This window comes from Aquamicrobium sp. LC103, assembly GCF_001014615.2.
Taxonomy (GTDB): Bacteria; Pseudomonadota; Alphaproteobacteria; order Rhizobiales; family Rhizobiaceae; genus LBCQ02.
Genome location: NZ_LBCQ02000008.1, coordinates 176,557 through 189,241 on the forward strand (window position 1 = coordinate 176,557; position 12,685 = coordinate 189,241).

At 62.9% G+C, this 12,685-nt stretch carries 16 protein-coding genes; 6 read left to right on the forward strand and 10 right to left on the reverse strand.

What is annotated here, in order from left to right:
* Positions 1-190: 190 nt before the first annotated feature.
* Genes XW59_RS16835 through XW59_RS16860 form a run of 6 tightly spaced genes read left to right on the forward strand, consistent with a single transcriptional unit; the run spans position 191 to position 4,825 of the window.
* A complete protein-coding gene (locus tag XW59_RS16835) occupies positions 191-634 on the forward strand; it encodes a biotin/lipoyl-containing protein (protein ID WP_047146521.1) in 444 nt (147 codons plus the stop codon).
* Entirely contained in the window at positions 631-1,983 is a 1,353-nt protein-coding gene (accC, locus tag XW59_RS16840) for an acetyl-CoA carboxylase biotin carboxylase subunit (protein ID WP_137327046.1), read from the forward strand. The genes XW59_RS16835 and accC overlap by 4 nt, the downstream gene beginning before the upstream one ends.
* Entirely contained in the window at positions 1,976-2,650 is a 675-nt protein-coding gene (gene pxpB, locus XW59_RS16845) for a 5-oxoprolinase subunit PxpB (RefSeq protein ID WP_137327047.1), read from the forward strand. Before accC ends, pxpB begins: the two co-directional genes overlap by 8 nt.
* On the forward strand, positions 2,647-3,624 hold the full coding sequence (locus XW59_RS16850) for a biotin-dependent carboxyltransferase family protein (RefSeq protein WP_047146518.1): 978 nt from the start codon (positions 2,647-2,649) through the stop codon (positions 3,622-3,624). The genes pxpB and XW59_RS16850 overlap by 4 nt, the downstream gene beginning before the upstream one ends.
* Positions 3,621-4,070, forward strand: coding sequence for a hypothetical protein (locus XW59_RS16855; protein ID WP_047146517.1), 450 nt, complete (start codon positions 3,621-3,623; stop codon positions 4,068-4,070). Before XW59_RS16850 ends, XW59_RS16855 begins: the two co-directional genes overlap by 4 nt.
* Positions 4,070-4,825, forward strand: coding sequence for a 5-oxoprolinase subunit PxpA (locus XW59_RS16860; RefSeq protein WP_047146516.1), 756 nt, complete (start codon positions 4,070-4,072; stop codon positions 4,823-4,825). The genes XW59_RS16855 and XW59_RS16860 overlap by 1 nt, the downstream gene beginning before the upstream one ends.
* Before the next feature lie 43 nt (positions 4,826-4,868).
* Here the strand turns inward: XW59_RS16860 and XW59_RS16865 are convergent, their stop codons facing one another.
* The 10 genes from XW59_RS16865 to XW59_RS16910 all read right to left on the reverse strand — a co-directional run bounded on the left by XW59_RS16865 (position 4,869) and on the right by XW59_RS16910 (position 12,683).
* Positions 4,869-6,164 carry a TRAP transporter large permease subunit gene (locus XW59_RS16865; protein WP_047146515.1) on the reverse strand — a complete coding sequence of 432 codons (1,296 nt, stop codon included), beginning with the start codon at positions 6,162-6,164 and terminating at the stop codon, positions 4,869-4,871.
* Between the two features lie 16 nt (positions 6,165-6,180).
* Positions 6,181-6,693 (reverse strand): TRAP transporter small permease subunit, encoded by a 513-nt coding sequence (locus tag XW59_RS16870; RefSeq protein ID WP_047146514.1) that lies wholly within the window; start codon positions 6,691-6,693, stop codon positions 6,181-6,183.
* 52 nt (positions 6,694-6,745) lie between these two features.
* On the reverse strand, positions 6,746-7,729 hold the full coding sequence (locus XW59_RS16875) for a TRAP transporter substrate-binding protein (RefSeq protein WP_047146513.1): 984 nt from the start codon (positions 7,727-7,729) through the stop codon (positions 6,746-6,748).
* A gap of 203 nt (positions 7,730-7,932) precedes the next feature.
* A complete protein-coding gene (gene queF / locus XW59_RS16880; RefSeq protein ID WP_137327048.1) occupies positions 7,933-8,403 on the reverse strand; it encodes a preQ(1) synthase in 471 nt (156 codons plus the stop codon).
* A gap of 22 nt (positions 8,404-8,425) precedes the next feature.
* Complete coding sequence (gene queE / locus XW59_RS16885; protein ID WP_047146511.1) at positions 8,426-9,154, reverse strand: 7-carboxy-7-deazaguanine synthase QueE; 729 nt, start codon at positions 9,152-9,154, stop codon at positions 8,426-8,428.
* A gap of 8 nt (positions 9,155-9,162) precedes the next feature.
* Positions 9,163-9,519 carry a 6-carboxytetrahydropterin synthase QueD gene (gene queD / locus XW59_RS16890; RefSeq protein ID WP_047146510.1) on the reverse strand — a complete coding sequence of 119 codons (357 nt, stop codon included), beginning with the start codon at positions 9,517-9,519 and terminating at the stop codon, positions 9,163-9,165.
* Positions 9,519-10,217: a 7-cyano-7-deazaguanine synthase QueC gene (queC, locus tag XW59_RS16895; protein ID WP_047146509.1), complete on the reverse strand. Its 699-nt coding sequence runs from the start codon at positions 10,215-10,217 to the stop codon at positions 9,519-9,521. Before queC ends, queD begins: the two co-directional genes overlap by 1 nt.
* Before the next feature lie 145 nt (positions 10,218-10,362).
* The gene (gene msuE / locus XW59_RS16900; protein ID WP_047146508.1) at positions 10,363-10,953 is read right to left on the reverse strand and encodes an FMN reductase; all 591 of its coding nucleotides are present in this window, start codon (positions 10,951-10,953) and stop codon (positions 10,363-10,365) included.
* A gap of 88 nt (positions 10,954-11,041) precedes the next feature.
* Complete coding sequence (locus tag XW59_RS16905; RefSeq protein ID WP_047146507.1) at positions 11,042-11,872, reverse strand: ABC transporter permease subunit; 831 nt, start codon at positions 11,870-11,872, stop codon at positions 11,042-11,044.
* Positions 11,865-12,683 carry an ABC transporter ATP-binding protein gene (locus XW59_RS16910; RefSeq protein WP_047146506.1) on the reverse strand — a complete coding sequence of 273 codons (819 nt, stop codon included), beginning with the start codon at positions 12,681-12,683 and terminating at the stop codon, positions 11,865-11,867. The genes XW59_RS16905 and XW59_RS16910 overlap by 8 nt, the downstream gene beginning before the upstream one ends.
* Between the last annotated feature and the right edge of the window lie 2 nt (positions 12,684-12,685).

Here is a 12,685-nt window from a genome sequence, read left to right on the forward strand (position 1 = left end):
TATTAGAGAAAGCGATTTAAAACCATAATTTTTAATCGCTTTTATTGCTGAATTTGCACGGCTAATCCTGTCACGATTACCGAGCATGAGGTCGGTCATTCTCGTGGCATGCCCATGAAACACACGGTGGAAGGCATCTTGTCGCCGGCTGCCGATTCATCGATTCGCCCGAAGCCTTCGAGAGCTGGACATGGACGTTGAACGCATCAAAGCCTTGATCGACCTTGTCTCCGTTTCGCCCGTGAAGGCGCTGGAACTGAAAGACGGGAACGGGTCGATCCGGATCGAGCGATCCGAGACATTGCCGACCGCTGGACCGTCGCCACGGAAAATGCGCGTTTCCGAAAAGGCCGAGACCGATCGGGCTTCCCGCGAAACCGTCATTGCCTCCCCCATGCCGGGTGTCGTCTATCTTTCTCCCGGGCCGGGCGAGCCTCCTTTCGTGCTCGCCGGCAACGAGGTGAAGCCGGGACAGACGGTTGCCTTGGTCGAGGCCATGAAGACATTGTCCGCGGTCGCCGCCGAAACGGCGGGGATCATAGCGACGGTGCGGGTGGCCAACGAAGAAACGATTTCCGCCGGCCAGCCGCTCTTCGGTCTGGTCCCGAACGCCGAGCGGGCAACGGAAACATGATCGGGACCGTGCTCATAGCCAATCGCGGGGAGGTCGCGCTTCGCGTCCAGCGCGCCTGCCGGGCGCTCGGAATGAAAGCCGTCCAGGCCTATTCGCAGGCCGACGCCGAGGCGGACTATGTGCGCCTTGCGGACGCCGCCATCTGCATCGGGCCGGCTTCCTCGTCGAAGAGCTACCTGAACATTCCCGCCGTGATTTTCGCCGCCCGGGCCACGGGCTGCGACGCCGTTCATCCCGGTTACGGCTTTCTTTCGGAGAATGCCGAATTCGCCGAGGCGGTCGAGGCGGCCGGACTGACCTTCATCGGCCCGTCGGCGCAGGCCATCCGCATCATGGGCGACAAGATATCGGCGCGAACCGCGATGGCGGCGGCCGGCGTCCCCTGCATTCCGGGTTCGCCGGGCGCGCTCCCGGACGATTTCGAGCAATGCCGCGGCATCGCCGCCACGATAGGCTACCCCGTCATCGTCAAGGCTGCCGGAGGCGGCGGTGGGCGCGGCATGCGCGTGGCCGCCCACGAGGGCGAACTGGCGGAAGCCGTCGCTACGACGCGTGAAGAGGCTCGCGCCGCTTTCAGCAATCCGGCCGTCTATATCGAGCGTTATCTTGGTGAGCCTCGCCATGTGGAGATCCAGATATTGGCGGACGCCCATGGCAATGTCGTCTGGCTGGGCGAGCGCGACTGTTCCATGCAGCGGCGGCATCAGAAGATCATCGAGGAGGCGCCGGCGCCCGGCATCCCGCGCGCTCTCGTCGCGAATGCCGCCGACCGATGCGTCGAGGCTTGCCGCCGCATTGGTTATAGCGGCGCGGGCACTTTCGAATTCCTATACGAGAAGAACGAGCTGTTCTTCATCGAGATGAACACGCGCCTCCAGGTCGAGCATCCCGTCACCGAAGCAATCACCGACATCGATATAGTCCAGGCGCAATTGCGGATTGCCGGCGGCGAGCGGCTCTGGCTCGATCAGGCGGATATCGAATTCCGCGGCCACTCACTGGAATGCCGCATCAATGCCGAGGATCCCGTGACCTTCGCCCCTTCGCCCGGCGTCATATCGAATTGGCAGCCGCCTTCGGGAGTGGGCATACGGGTCGATACGCACATCATGCCCGGCTATGCGATCCCGACGCATTACGATTCCATGATCGCCAAGATCGTGACACACGGGCGCACCCGCGACGAAGCCATCCGGCGCATGCGCGAAGCACTTGCCAATACCCGCATCGACGGCATCAAGACCAATATACCGTTGCATCGCGAAATAATGGTCGACGAAGCGTTTCTGGCGGGCGGCGCCAGCATCCATTATCTGGAGGCGAAACTGGAAAGAGCCGAAAATGGATAGCCGGTCGGACGAGCCCGAATTGCATTTCTCCGCGATGGGCGAGGCCGCGCTGCTCTGCCAGACCGCGACCGCCGGACTGGATCTTTCAGAACAGGAACGGTTCTGGGCTCTCGCGGATGACATTGAGCGCGAGCCAGGCGTCCGCGAAGTCGTCCCGGGCATGAACAATCTGCTCGTCATGTTCGATCCCCTCAACGCAGATCCACGCGCGCTGGCGGCATTGCTGACCGACCGTTGGGCGAGTGGCAAGGCGCGTGCCGTGGCCGGTAAGATCGTCGAAGTTCCCGTCTCCTATGGCGGGGTCGACGGCGAAGACCTCAATTGGATCGCTGAGAGAGCTGGCCTTTCGGTCGAGGAGTTCGTCTCGCTTCACGCCGCGGGCGACTACACCGTCTATGCCCTGGGCAGCCAACCCGGTTTCGCCTATCTGGGCGGCCTCGACATGCGGCTGGCCACGCCGCGCCGCGAGACGCCGCGTCCCCGGGTCGAGGCCGGGTCGGTCATCATAGGTGGCGCCCAGGCCGGCGTGCTTTCACGCACCACGCCGTCGGGATGGCACATCATCGGGCGAACCGAGCTCGAATTCTTCAATCCGGAGGAGGCCGAGCCGACCTTGCTCCTGCCCGGCGACAAGCTCTGGTTTGTCGTAAAGGAGATCAAGGCATGATCGAGATCGTGCATCCGGGAATTCTGGCCTCGATCCAGGATCTCGGCCGTCCCGGCTATCGCAGGATCGGCGTCGGCTTGTCTGGGGCGATGGACGAATTGGCGCTCAAGGTCGCCAACATCATGGTCGGAAACCCGAGCTCGGCTGCGGGTATCGAAACGACGCTCGGAGGTTTCGAGCTGCGTTTCACCCGCGACACCAGCTTCGCCGTCACCGGTGCGGACGCGGATGTCACGCTGGACGGCGGCGCCATTCCCTGTTGGTGGGCCCAGGACGCCAGGGCGGGCCAGGTGCTGAAGGCGAGATCGCCGCGGCTCGGCATGCGCACCTATGTCGCCTTTGCCGGTGGCATCGATGTTCCGGAGGTCATGGGTTCCCGCTCGACGGACCTGAAGGGCGGCTTCGGCGGCTTTGCGGGGCGGGCGCTGGCGGCGGGGGACATGCTCGATCTTCACGAACCCGCGGATGCATCCCGGCTCAAGCGGGGCTTCGGCCTTTCCGCGCGAAAGGCATCACTGATACCGATCGTCTCGGAAGAGGCGACGGCGGTGCGCATGCTCCCGGCGGCCGAATGGGAAGTCTTCCCGCCGCTTGCCCGGGAGGAGTTCCTGGACGCGCATTGGAAGGTGCTTCCAGACAGCAATCGCATCGGCTACCGGCTCGACGGAGCAGCCCTCGATACCGGGAATGTCAAGGAGCTACTTTCGCATGGCATCCTTCCCGGGACGGTGCAGGTTCCGCCTTCCGGCAAGCCCGTGGTGCAGCTCAACGACGCCAATACGTGCGGCGGCTACCCCAAGCTGGGCGTCGTCATCGCTGCCGACCTGCGCAAATTTGCCCAGCTCCGGCTCGGCGGGCTGGTGCGTTTCAGCCTCGTGACCGCTGGAGAAGCGGTGGAGGCGCTGAAGGAGCAGCAGCGCGTTCTGCAGCAGATCGCAACGCAATGCACCCTGGCACGGCGGTTCGTCCAATGAAGGCCGACAACGAGTGCGGTACGAGCCGTCATTCGGTCCCCACGGTTGCCGAGATCGCCGAGGTCGCGGCCTATGCCGCGGAAAGAGGAATCGCCCTTCTGCGCCTTCAGGAAGGTGACGATCTCCTCGAATTGTGGTTGGAAACCACGATACCGTCGGACCATGGGACCATACCGGCGCCCAGCCGCAAGGAGATCACGGCGTCCTGCCCCGGCTTCATACGCCTGACACACCCCGACGGGGATGCGGAAATCGGCTCCTTGCCGCGCCGAACCGGTGCGGGAAGCGTCGAAGCCTATCTGGAAAATGGTTTCATCCTGTTTCCGGTCGTATCGGATTTCGACGGCGAGATGCAGGAGCTTCTGGTTGGCGACGGCGCCGTCGCGGGCTATGGGACGCCCGTCTTCGGCCTCCTTCCGGAGGCGGCGGGCAAGGAGGAACGGTAATGACCACGATCGACCTGAATTCCGATCTCGGCGAAGGCTTCGGACCGTACCGCATCGCCGACGATCGGGCGCTGCTCGATATGGTTTCCTCCGCCAATATCGCATGCGGTGCCCATGCGGGCGACCCTCTGGTCATGGACGAGACGGTCCGCCTCGCCACGCAGCGCGGGGTCATCGTCGGCGCGCATATCGGTTATGCCGATCGGGAGGGTTTCGGGCGCCGCGCGATCAATCTCTCGCTGAAGGAATTGGAACTGCTGACGCTCACTCAGCTCGGCGCGCTGAGCGCGATCGCGCGCAATGCCGGCGCGAGATTGACGCATGCGAATTTCCACGGAGCCCTCGGCAATCTTTCCTTCGTGGACCGCGATGTCGCAAGGACCCTCCTGGGCGTCGTGAAGTCCTTCGATCCGGCTCTTAAATTCGTCGGCCTTCCCCACACGGAAGCCGCGAGGGAAGCCGAAGCTCAGGGCATCGAGCTCGTACGCTCCTTCCTCGCCGATCGCGCCTACACGCCGGAAGGCATTCTCGTCTCCCGGCAGATTGCGGGGTCCGTGATCAAGGACCTCGCGATGGTGCGCCGGCGTGTCATGCGGGTCCTGCAGGAAGGCGTGGTCGAGGCGATCGACGGAACGCTCGTGCCGATGCAGACGGATTCGATCCTGATACACAGCGACACGAGCGGAGCAGTCGAACTGGCCGGCGCGATCAGGTCGGCGGTGCTGGATTGCGGCTACCGCGTCGCTCCGTTCTGATCCGGCGGTCGTTCGTCCGCGCGGATGCGTCCTTGCATGCCAACTATACGAGGTTGGGCAGGAAGGTGACGATCTCCGGGAAGATGGCCAGAAGGAAGACGAAGAACAGCATGACAAGGAAGAACGGGATGACGGAGCGCACGATCGTCGCCAGCTTCTCGCCGGTCAGACCCTGAATGACGAAGAGATTCATTCCGACAGGGGGAGTTATCTGCGCCATCTCGACCATGACGATGAGGAAGACGCCGAACCAGATCTTGTCGTAGCCGGCATGTAGCACGATCGGGAGAACGATGGGAATCGTCATGACGATCAGCGACATGCCTTCAAGGAAGCTGCCGAGCGCGATGTAGATGACGAGAAGCAGGGCGACCAGCGCAAGGGGAGAAAGCTCCAGCGCTTGTATTTGCGCTGATATCGCCTGCGGCAGGCCGAGATAGCCCATCGCGGTCGACAGAAACGACGCCGCCGCGATGATGAGCCCGAGCATGCTGGCGGTACGGGCCGTTCCGAGGCAGGCATCCTTCAGCGCCTTCCAGGTCAGGGTGCGCTCGAACGCCATGATCACCATGGTCATCCCGACCGCGACCGCCGCCGCCTCCGACGGGCTCGCGAAGCCGCCATACATGGAACCGAGCAGCACGGTCATCAGGAGCAGGAAGGGAAGCAGTGCCGGCAGGCCGCGGAAACGTTCCTGCCAGATGCTTCCGCCTCGAGCATCTTTCTGGAGCGGCACCGCGGGCACGAAGAACGACCGCACCGCAAGATAGCCCATGAACAAGAGGCACAGAAGCGCGCCGGGGATGATGCCGGCGGCGAACAATTTCAGCACGGAGGTCTGGGAAAGAACCCCGTAGATGATCATGATGATGCTTGGCGGGATGAGGAAGCCGAGCGTGCCGGCGCCGGCGAGCGAGCCCATCACGACCGAGCGGTCGTAGCCGCGTTTTTCCAGTTCGGTGATCGTGATCTTTCCCACGGCGCTCGTGGTGGCCGCCGACGAGCCAGAGATCAGCGCGAAGAAGGTGCAGCCGAGCACGTTGGTGTGCAGCAGGCCGCCCGGCAGGCGGCGAACCCAGGGCTCGATCGAACTGAACAGGCCATCGACGAACTTCGACCTGAACAGCAACTCGGCCATCAGGATGAACAGCGGCAACGCAACCAGTTCGGGCGAGTTCAGCCCGTTCCAGACCGTCTGCGCCAGGACCTTCTCGACCGGCAGGCTTCGGAACAGTGCGAGGCTGCCGATACCCACGCCCATCAGTCCAAGTCCCACCCAGGCGCCGGTGGCAAGCAGAGCGAAAAGAAGCAGTATCGGAAAGGTGACCGCTAGCGGCATCGTCGTTATCCTCGTCTCATTCCGCCAGGGCGCTGCCGTGCCAGGGCAGTTCCTCCTTCGTGCCGAGCGTGAGATGCACGAGACGAAGGAAGAGCTGCAACGTCAGCATGACCGCGCCGAACGCGACGAACATCGCGGGATAGAGCAACGGCACGTTGTTGGTCGTTCCGGAGGTGCGGCCGCTGATCCCGTATCCGTAGGCCAGCATCACCAGGCTGTAGGAAAGGAACGCCGATATGGCGAGCCCGACGAGCGTCGACATGAAACCGAACAAACGCGGGTTCAATCCCTTCAGGATCGTCACCTGAATGTGGCCGCCCGTTCGCAGCGTGAAGGCCGCTCCCAGGAAAACGGCACCCATATGGAAATACGCCGCATACTCCCAGACGAAATGGAGGCTCACCCCCACGGCGTTCCTGAGCACGATCTCGGCGATCTGCATCAACGCGATCGAGAGGATGGCGGCGCCTGAAATATAGGCCAGAACACGTGAAACCGCGTCGGCCATCCTGTAGATTGACTGCCACATGGCTGAGCCCTGAAAAGCGAATGGGGGAAAACGGCTTCCCCCTTACGCGTGCCTATCGGTTCTGAAACGCCTCGACCACCCCGGCCGCCTTCGGCCCCATGCCCTCGATCGCCTTTTCGCGAAGCGGAGCGGCCTTGTCGCGCAATTCGGCCCGCAGCTCGTCGCTGAGATCGCCATTCACCAGGCCATGATCGGCAAGTATCTTCATCTGCGCGGCATCGACTTCCTGAGCGGACGTCCAGAACTCGGGCTCGAGCTTCTTTGCGACGTCGACGATCGCCTGCTGATGCTCGGGCGAGAGTGCATTCCAGGCATCGAGATTGACGCTGGTGATATTGGTGTTCCACGTCTGCCGGGTCGGATAGCCGTATTTCAGGAATTCCCAGAACGCTCCATCGACGGCCGAGGGTGACGACGTCGCCACGGCCGAGATCGCGCCAGCGGCCAGGGAAGGAATGACCTCGCCCCAGGGCAATTGCACGGGCGTCATTCCGGCGGCGTCGAATATCTCGGTCGACGATTTGTCGTACGAACGGATCTTGATGCCGGAGAGGTCGGCAAAGGTCTTTATCTCGACCTTGGTGTAGATTTGCTGCTGCGGCCAGGGAACGGTGAACAGGACCTTCTGGTTGTTCTGTTCGAATATCTCGTCGAGCAATGGCCGGTAGAATGCCTCGAACTCCTGAAGCTCCTCGAAACTGCCGATCAGGTAGGGCAGGGACTGAAGGCCGAGCAGCGGGTTTTCTCCGACCTGCTGGTTGAGCAGCATGTCGCCGATCGGCACGAGGCCGTCGCGGACCGCGGAGAACATTTCCGGCCCTTTGAAGCCGAGCGAGCCGCCGGGGTGCAAGGTGATGTTGACTTCACCGCCGGTCGCTTCGCGAACGTCCTCCGCGAAACGCTGGGCGTTCTTGACGATGTAATTCTCCGCCGGCCAGGCAAGCGGAAGATCCCAATTGGCTTGCGCCATCGCGGGTCCGGCCGATCCGAGAGCCACGAGGAACGCCGCGGCAGGCGCTGAACAACGTACCGTCATCTACATCCCCTTCCAATGCGCGGCGAAACCTTCCACGCCGCTGCTTCTTGAACCGCCCAAGCCCCTTGGGCAATCGGGGATACATGAACAAAGTCGGAAGTGTAATAATAGCGATATAATTATATGCATAACCATCGTTTTTTTCGATGGTTATGCGCGAGACTTGTTCCATTTGCACGCGCGGTCGAGGCGATGCTTCGCTCCTAGCCGCGGCCGCGATAGGGCGCCACGCCCTGGTCGGGTATCCAGACCGCCTGCGGCGCGGGACCCGTCTGATAGAAGACGTCTATGGGGATCCCGCCGCGCGGATACCAGTAACCGCCGATGCGCAGCCATTCCGGTGCGAGCAGATCGACGAGCCGTTTCCCGATCGAGACGGTGCAGTCCTCATGGAAGGCGCCGTGATTGCGGAACGAGCCGAGATAGAGCTTGAGCGACTTGCTTTCGACCAGCCATTGGCCCGGCACGTAGTCGATTACCAAATGGGCGAAGTCCGGCTGCCCCGTGATCGGACAAAGAGAAGTGAATTCCGGCGCGGTGAAGCGTACGCAATAGGGAGTTCCCTGCTGCGGATTGGGCACTTTCTCGAGCACGGCCTCTTCGGGGCCTTCCGGCAAGGCGGTGGCGCCGCCGAGCTGCGTGAGATTGGCGTAGATATCTGTCTTGTCGGTCATATGCTGTCCTTCCGAACCAGGGTCATACGCCCCGTCTGTTCCCCCAGAGCAGGATGTGAAGCTGCGGCAGAACGCGTGCTTCGAACCACCTGTCGCGTGCCACCCTGTCGACCAGCCAGTGCATTCGCTTCATCACGCCCGTGATGTCGATCGGGGCGTCTTGCGCGTCCGCCGGCGGCGGAGTGTGGTTGCCGGGCTGGAGGTAGAGCGGGAGCTGCGGGTAGCGCGCGGCCGCCTTTCTGGCATAGGCATAGTCGGTTTCGTCGAAAACCACGATCTTGAGAGCCGTCTGCGGTCCTTCGCCGGCCGCCCGAAGGCAGTCCTCGAAAGCGTGCCAGTCCGTATCCATGCCGCTCGAGGGCGGCTTGGGGCTCAGCACCAGCACGTCCAGATCGACGAACCAGTCGCGCGCGACCGACCCTTGCGTCTCCAGCGCAAATCGGTAGCGCGCTTCATGACCCAATCTTATCAGGTCGCCGAAGGGCTGGATCGCGGGATTGCCGCCCGAAAGCGAGACCATCACCGGCTCGCCGCCTGAAAGCGCCTTGACCTTTGCCCATACGGCATCCGTGGTCATGGTCGACCAGTCGTTGCGATAGGCTGGGTCGACCGCGTGGAGACTGTCACACCACGCACAACGATAGTCGCAGCCGCCGGTCCGGACGAAGACCGTCGGCAGGCCGATGAGGATACCTTCGCCCTGGATCGTCGGCCCGAAAATTTCGGCAACGCGAATTCGGACATTCGCCATGTCGGGTGTCATGGGCGATACTCAGCCCAGGTCTTCGGGGTTTCGCTGACGCGTACGGCCGAGATTTCGGGCAGGCGCATCCGACACCACTCGTAGAAATGCCTGGCCAGCCATTCGGCGGTGACGGCGTCGTGGCCGAAGACGTCGTTGAGATGACGATGATCGAACGTGTCGTCGATGTAGCGCTTGAAGACCGCCAGATCGTGGTAGTCGCGCACGAAGCCGTTCTCGTCCAGCGTTTCGCCCGAAAGCTCGACCTCGACGACATAGTTGTGCCCGTGCAGGCGGGCGCAGGGATGCTCGGACGGCAGCTTCTTCAACTGATGCGAGGCGGAGAAGTGAAACTCCTTGGTGATGCGAAACATCAGCCGGCCCCTTTGGCGACCGCATCGCGCCAGTAGTCGGGGTCCTGATATTCCGTCGGGTCGTCGTGGCCGGCCAGATGGAATGCCTCGCGCCGTTCCACACAGGTTCCGCAGCGGCCGCAATGAAGCTCCCCGCCCTTGTAGCAGGACCAGGTGAGGGCGAAGGGCGTGCCGTGGCGCGCACCGTCCCTCACGATCTCCGCCTTCGAAACGCGCACGTAGGGAGCGTAAAGACGGATATCCGCATAGCCATCCAATGCGTGGTTCTGCATGGTCTGGAACGCGTCGATGAACCCGGGCCGGCAGTCGGGATAGATGAAATGATCGCCGCCATGGACTGCCGTCGCCACTGCATCGGCCTTTTGCGCCGCGGCGATCCCGAAGGCGATGGCCAGCATGATGGCGTTGCGATTCGGAACCACGGTGATCTTCATCGAGGCTTCGGCATAGTGGCCGTCCGGCACGTCGACGTCGTCCGTCAGGGCCGAGCCTGAGAGGCTGCGACCGACATTGCGGATATCGACGGTCTCATGGGGGACGTTCAGGCGTTCCGCGCAGGCGGCGGCGAACTGGAGTTCCTTGCCGTGACGTTGGCCGTAGTCGAACGAGACGAGGCCGGCCAGTTCATGCTCGGCCGCCACCTTGTAGGCGAGCGACACCGAATCCAATCCGCCGGAGCAGATGACGAGGCATTTCATGATTGGTCCTTGTTTTTACCGGGTAGGCTGCGACCGGAGATTTCTCTGCGCCCCGACTACCCCAAGGAACCGGATTTGTGAATAGGTTAATTCGGACGGAACGGGCCACGGAAGATCGCGACCCGAAATCCCGGCAACCGGCCAGTCAAGCGGCGCTGGCTGCGCGAAGCTGCTCCTTGCGTTCCGGGAGCAGGTAGGACCGCCTCGAAAGAAGCAGCGAGGCGAGTTGCGCGCCGGCGAGGTCGATGCGCGCGAGCACCGTCGGGTCGACCGGCTTGCCCTCGGCGAACTCGTGGTCGCTCGCGTAGATGGAAGAAGGCACCGTCAGCGCCGAGAAGAAGCCGAACAGGGGACGAAGCTGGTGCTCGACCACCAGGCCGTGCCGGTGTCCGCCGCCGGTTGCGCCGACGACGACGGGCTTGTTGAGGAGCGAGGCGGGGTCCACGAGATCGAACAGGTGCTTGAAAAGGCCGGTATAGGATCCCTTGTAGACCGGCGAGATGGCGATCAGCGCGTCGGCGCTTTCGATCGCATCCACGACGGCGCTTGCGTCCGGCGACAGCGCGTCGCGGCCGAACGCTGCCCCAAGGCCGGGCCCGGCATCGATGAGGTCGAACACCGACAACCGCATATCGATGCGATCCAGCGCGGCCGAAGCCACCGCCTCCGCAAGTGCGCGCGATTTCGACGGCCGGTTCACGCTTCCGGAAATTGCGACGACGTGTGGCGAGGTCATTATTGTTCTCCTGCGGAAAAATGGACGCGGACACCACGCCGCGGATGCGATGCTGGCCGATGACTATCCTTAGCCAGCCGAACGGCAGTCATCGCTGCATGCCCCATCGACGAACGGTCATCCGCTCGGCGAGCCGGAAGATCACGCCCTCCACGATCAGGCCTATGATGATCACCAGCGCCAGCCCCGCGAAAACCTTGTCCGTGAAAAGCTCGTTGCGGTTGCGGAAGATGAACCAGCCGAGGCCGCCGGACGAGGACGAGACGCCGAACACCAGTTCGGCCGCTATCAGCGTGCGCCAGGCGAACGCCCAGCCGATCTTCAGCCCGTACAGGATCGACGGCAACGCGGCTGGAATGAGTATCCTCAATACATAGGACGGCCCCTTGAGGCCGTAATTGCGTCCAACGAGGCGCTGTGTTTCCGGTACGCCATCGAATCCGGAAAGGGTGGCAAGCGCGAACGGCCACAGAACGGCATGGACGAGAACCACGAGCAGGCTCGTCTCTCCCAGACCGAACCACAGCATGGCAAGCGGGAGCAATGCGATCGCGGGCAGCGGGTTGAACATCGCGATCAGCGATTGCAACGCCTCGCGCACGATCGAGTTGGCAACCGCCGCCGAAACGATGATCAGCGCCAGGATCACGGCCAGCACGTAGCCCTTGAGAAGCACGGAAAGCGAGCCCCAGGTCGAAAGCAGCAGGTTTTCATTGAGGATCGCATTCCACAGCGCCGACATGGTCGCCGTGAAGGTCGGAAATAGAATCGGCTTGGCGCTGATCTGCGCCGAGACCTGCCAGACCAGGGCGAGCACGACGAGGATCAACGTCTTGCGCAGGAAGGCTGATTTCCAGAGACCGGCTGCAAGACGCGGGAAACCTCCGGCCACGTTTGTTTCAGAAGTCACGCTAGACATGGGCAAGCTCCTTGCCTGCTTGCGCCTGCGGCTTGAACAGGAGGTCGTGCACTTCGGAGGAGACTTTCTCGAAGCGGCGATTGCCGTACTGTTCCCAACCGAATTCCCGCGTGTCGAAAGTGGCAATGGTGCGGCCCGGGTGCGCGCTCAGCAGGTGCAGCCTGGTGCCCACGAGGATTGCCTCCTCGATCGAATGGGTGACGAAGAGAAGCGTGAAGCCGATCTCTTCGGCAAGGGCGAGAAGATCCTGCTGAAGCTGCTTGCGGGTGAGGGCGTCGAGCGCGGCAAATGGCTCGTCCATCAACAGAACGTCCGCATCGGTGACGAGCGCGCGCGCGATCGCCGCGCGCTGTTTCATGCCCCCTGACAAGGTGTGCGGATAGGCGTCTATCGCGCGCGACAGGCCGACCTTCCGGAGTGCTGTTTCCGTGCGAGCGCGGATTTCCGCCTTGTCGAGACGCCGCGACATACGCAGCGGAAATTCGACATTCTGGCGTACCGTCTTCCACGGCAGAAGCTGGTCGAACTCCTGAAAGACGACAATCCGGTCCGGGCCGGGACCGTGAACGGGGCGGCCGCGAACCGCGACCTGTCCGGAACTCGGTTTTATGAAACCCGCCACGGCCTTCAGGATGGTGGACTTGCCGCACCCTGAAGGGCCGAGCAGGACGAGGCGCTCACCTTCGCCCACCTCGAAGGAGACATCCTCCACCGCCTGAACGACACCGCGGTCGCCATGGTATGCGATGCTCAGGTTGCGGGCGGAGAAGACCGCTTCTCGCGACGGCTGCGTTTCGACGGGAGCGAGCATGC

What these genes read in the sequence shown, in the direction of transcription:
- queF (WP_137327048.1), bottom strand. Translation starts at nt 8,403, where the DNA reads ATGACCGACAAGACAGATATCTACGCCAATCTCACGCAGCTCGGCGGC.
- XW59_RS16850 (WP_047146518.1), top strand. Translation starts at nt 2,647, where the DNA reads ATGATCGAGATCGTGCATCCGGGAATTCTGGCCTCGATCCAGGATCTC.
- XW59_RS16870 (WP_047146514.1), bottom strand. Translation starts at nt 6,693, where the DNA reads ATGTGGCAGTCAATCTACAGGATGGCCGACGCGGTTTCACGTGTTCTG.
- XW59_RS16835 (WP_047146521.1), top strand. Translation starts at nt 191, where the DNA reads ATGGACGTTGAACGCATCAAAGCCTTGATCGACCTTGTCTCCGTTTCG.
- XW59_RS16865 (WP_047146515.1), bottom strand. Translation starts at nt 6,164, where the DNA reads ATGCCGCTAGCGGTCACCTTTCCGATACTGCTTCTTTTCGCTCTGCTT.
- XW59_RS16860 (WP_047146516.1), top strand. Translation starts at nt 4,070, where the DNA reads ATGACCACGATCGACCTGAATTCCGATCTCGGCGAAGGCTTCGGACCG.
- msuE (WP_047146508.1), bottom strand. Translation starts at nt 10,953, where the DNA reads ATGACCTCGCCACACGTCGTCGCAATTTCCGGAAGCGTGAACCGGCCG.
- XW59_RS16910 (WP_047146506.1), bottom strand. Translation starts at nt 12,683, where the DNA reads ATGCTCGCTCCCGTCGAAACGCAGCCGTCGCGAGAAGCGGTCTTCTCC.
- queC (WP_047146509.1), bottom strand. Translation starts at nt 10,217, where the DNA reads ATGAAATGCCTCGTCATCTGCTCCGGCGGATTGGATTCGGTGTCGCTC.
- queE (WP_047146511.1), bottom strand. Translation starts at nt 9,154, where the DNA reads ATGGCGAATGTCCGAATTCGCGTTGCCGAAATTTTCGGGCCGACGATC.
- XW59_RS16855 (WP_047146517.1), top strand. Translation starts at nt 3,621, where the DNA reads ATGAAGGCCGACAACGAGTGCGGTACGAGCCGTCATTCGGTCCCCACG.
- queD (WP_047146510.1), bottom strand. Translation starts at nt 9,519, where the DNA reads ATGTTTCGCATCACCAAGGAGTTTCACTTCTCCGCCTCGCATCAGTTG.
- XW59_RS16905 (WP_047146507.1), bottom strand. Translation starts at nt 11,872, where the DNA reads ATGTCTAGCGTGACTTCTGAAACAAACGTGGCCGGAGGTTTCCCGCGT.
- XW59_RS16875 (WP_047146513.1), bottom strand. Translation starts at nt 7,729, where the DNA reads ATGACGGTACGTTGTTCAGCGCCTGCCGCGGCGTTCCTCGTGGCTCTC.
- accC (WP_137327046.1), top strand. Translation starts at nt 631, where the DNA reads ATGATCGGGACCGTGCTCATAGCCAATCGCGGGGAGGTCGCGCTTCGC.
- pxpB (WP_137327047.1), top strand. Translation starts at nt 1,976, where the DNA reads ATGGATAGCCGGTCGGACGAGCCCGAATTGCATTTCTCCGCGATGGGC.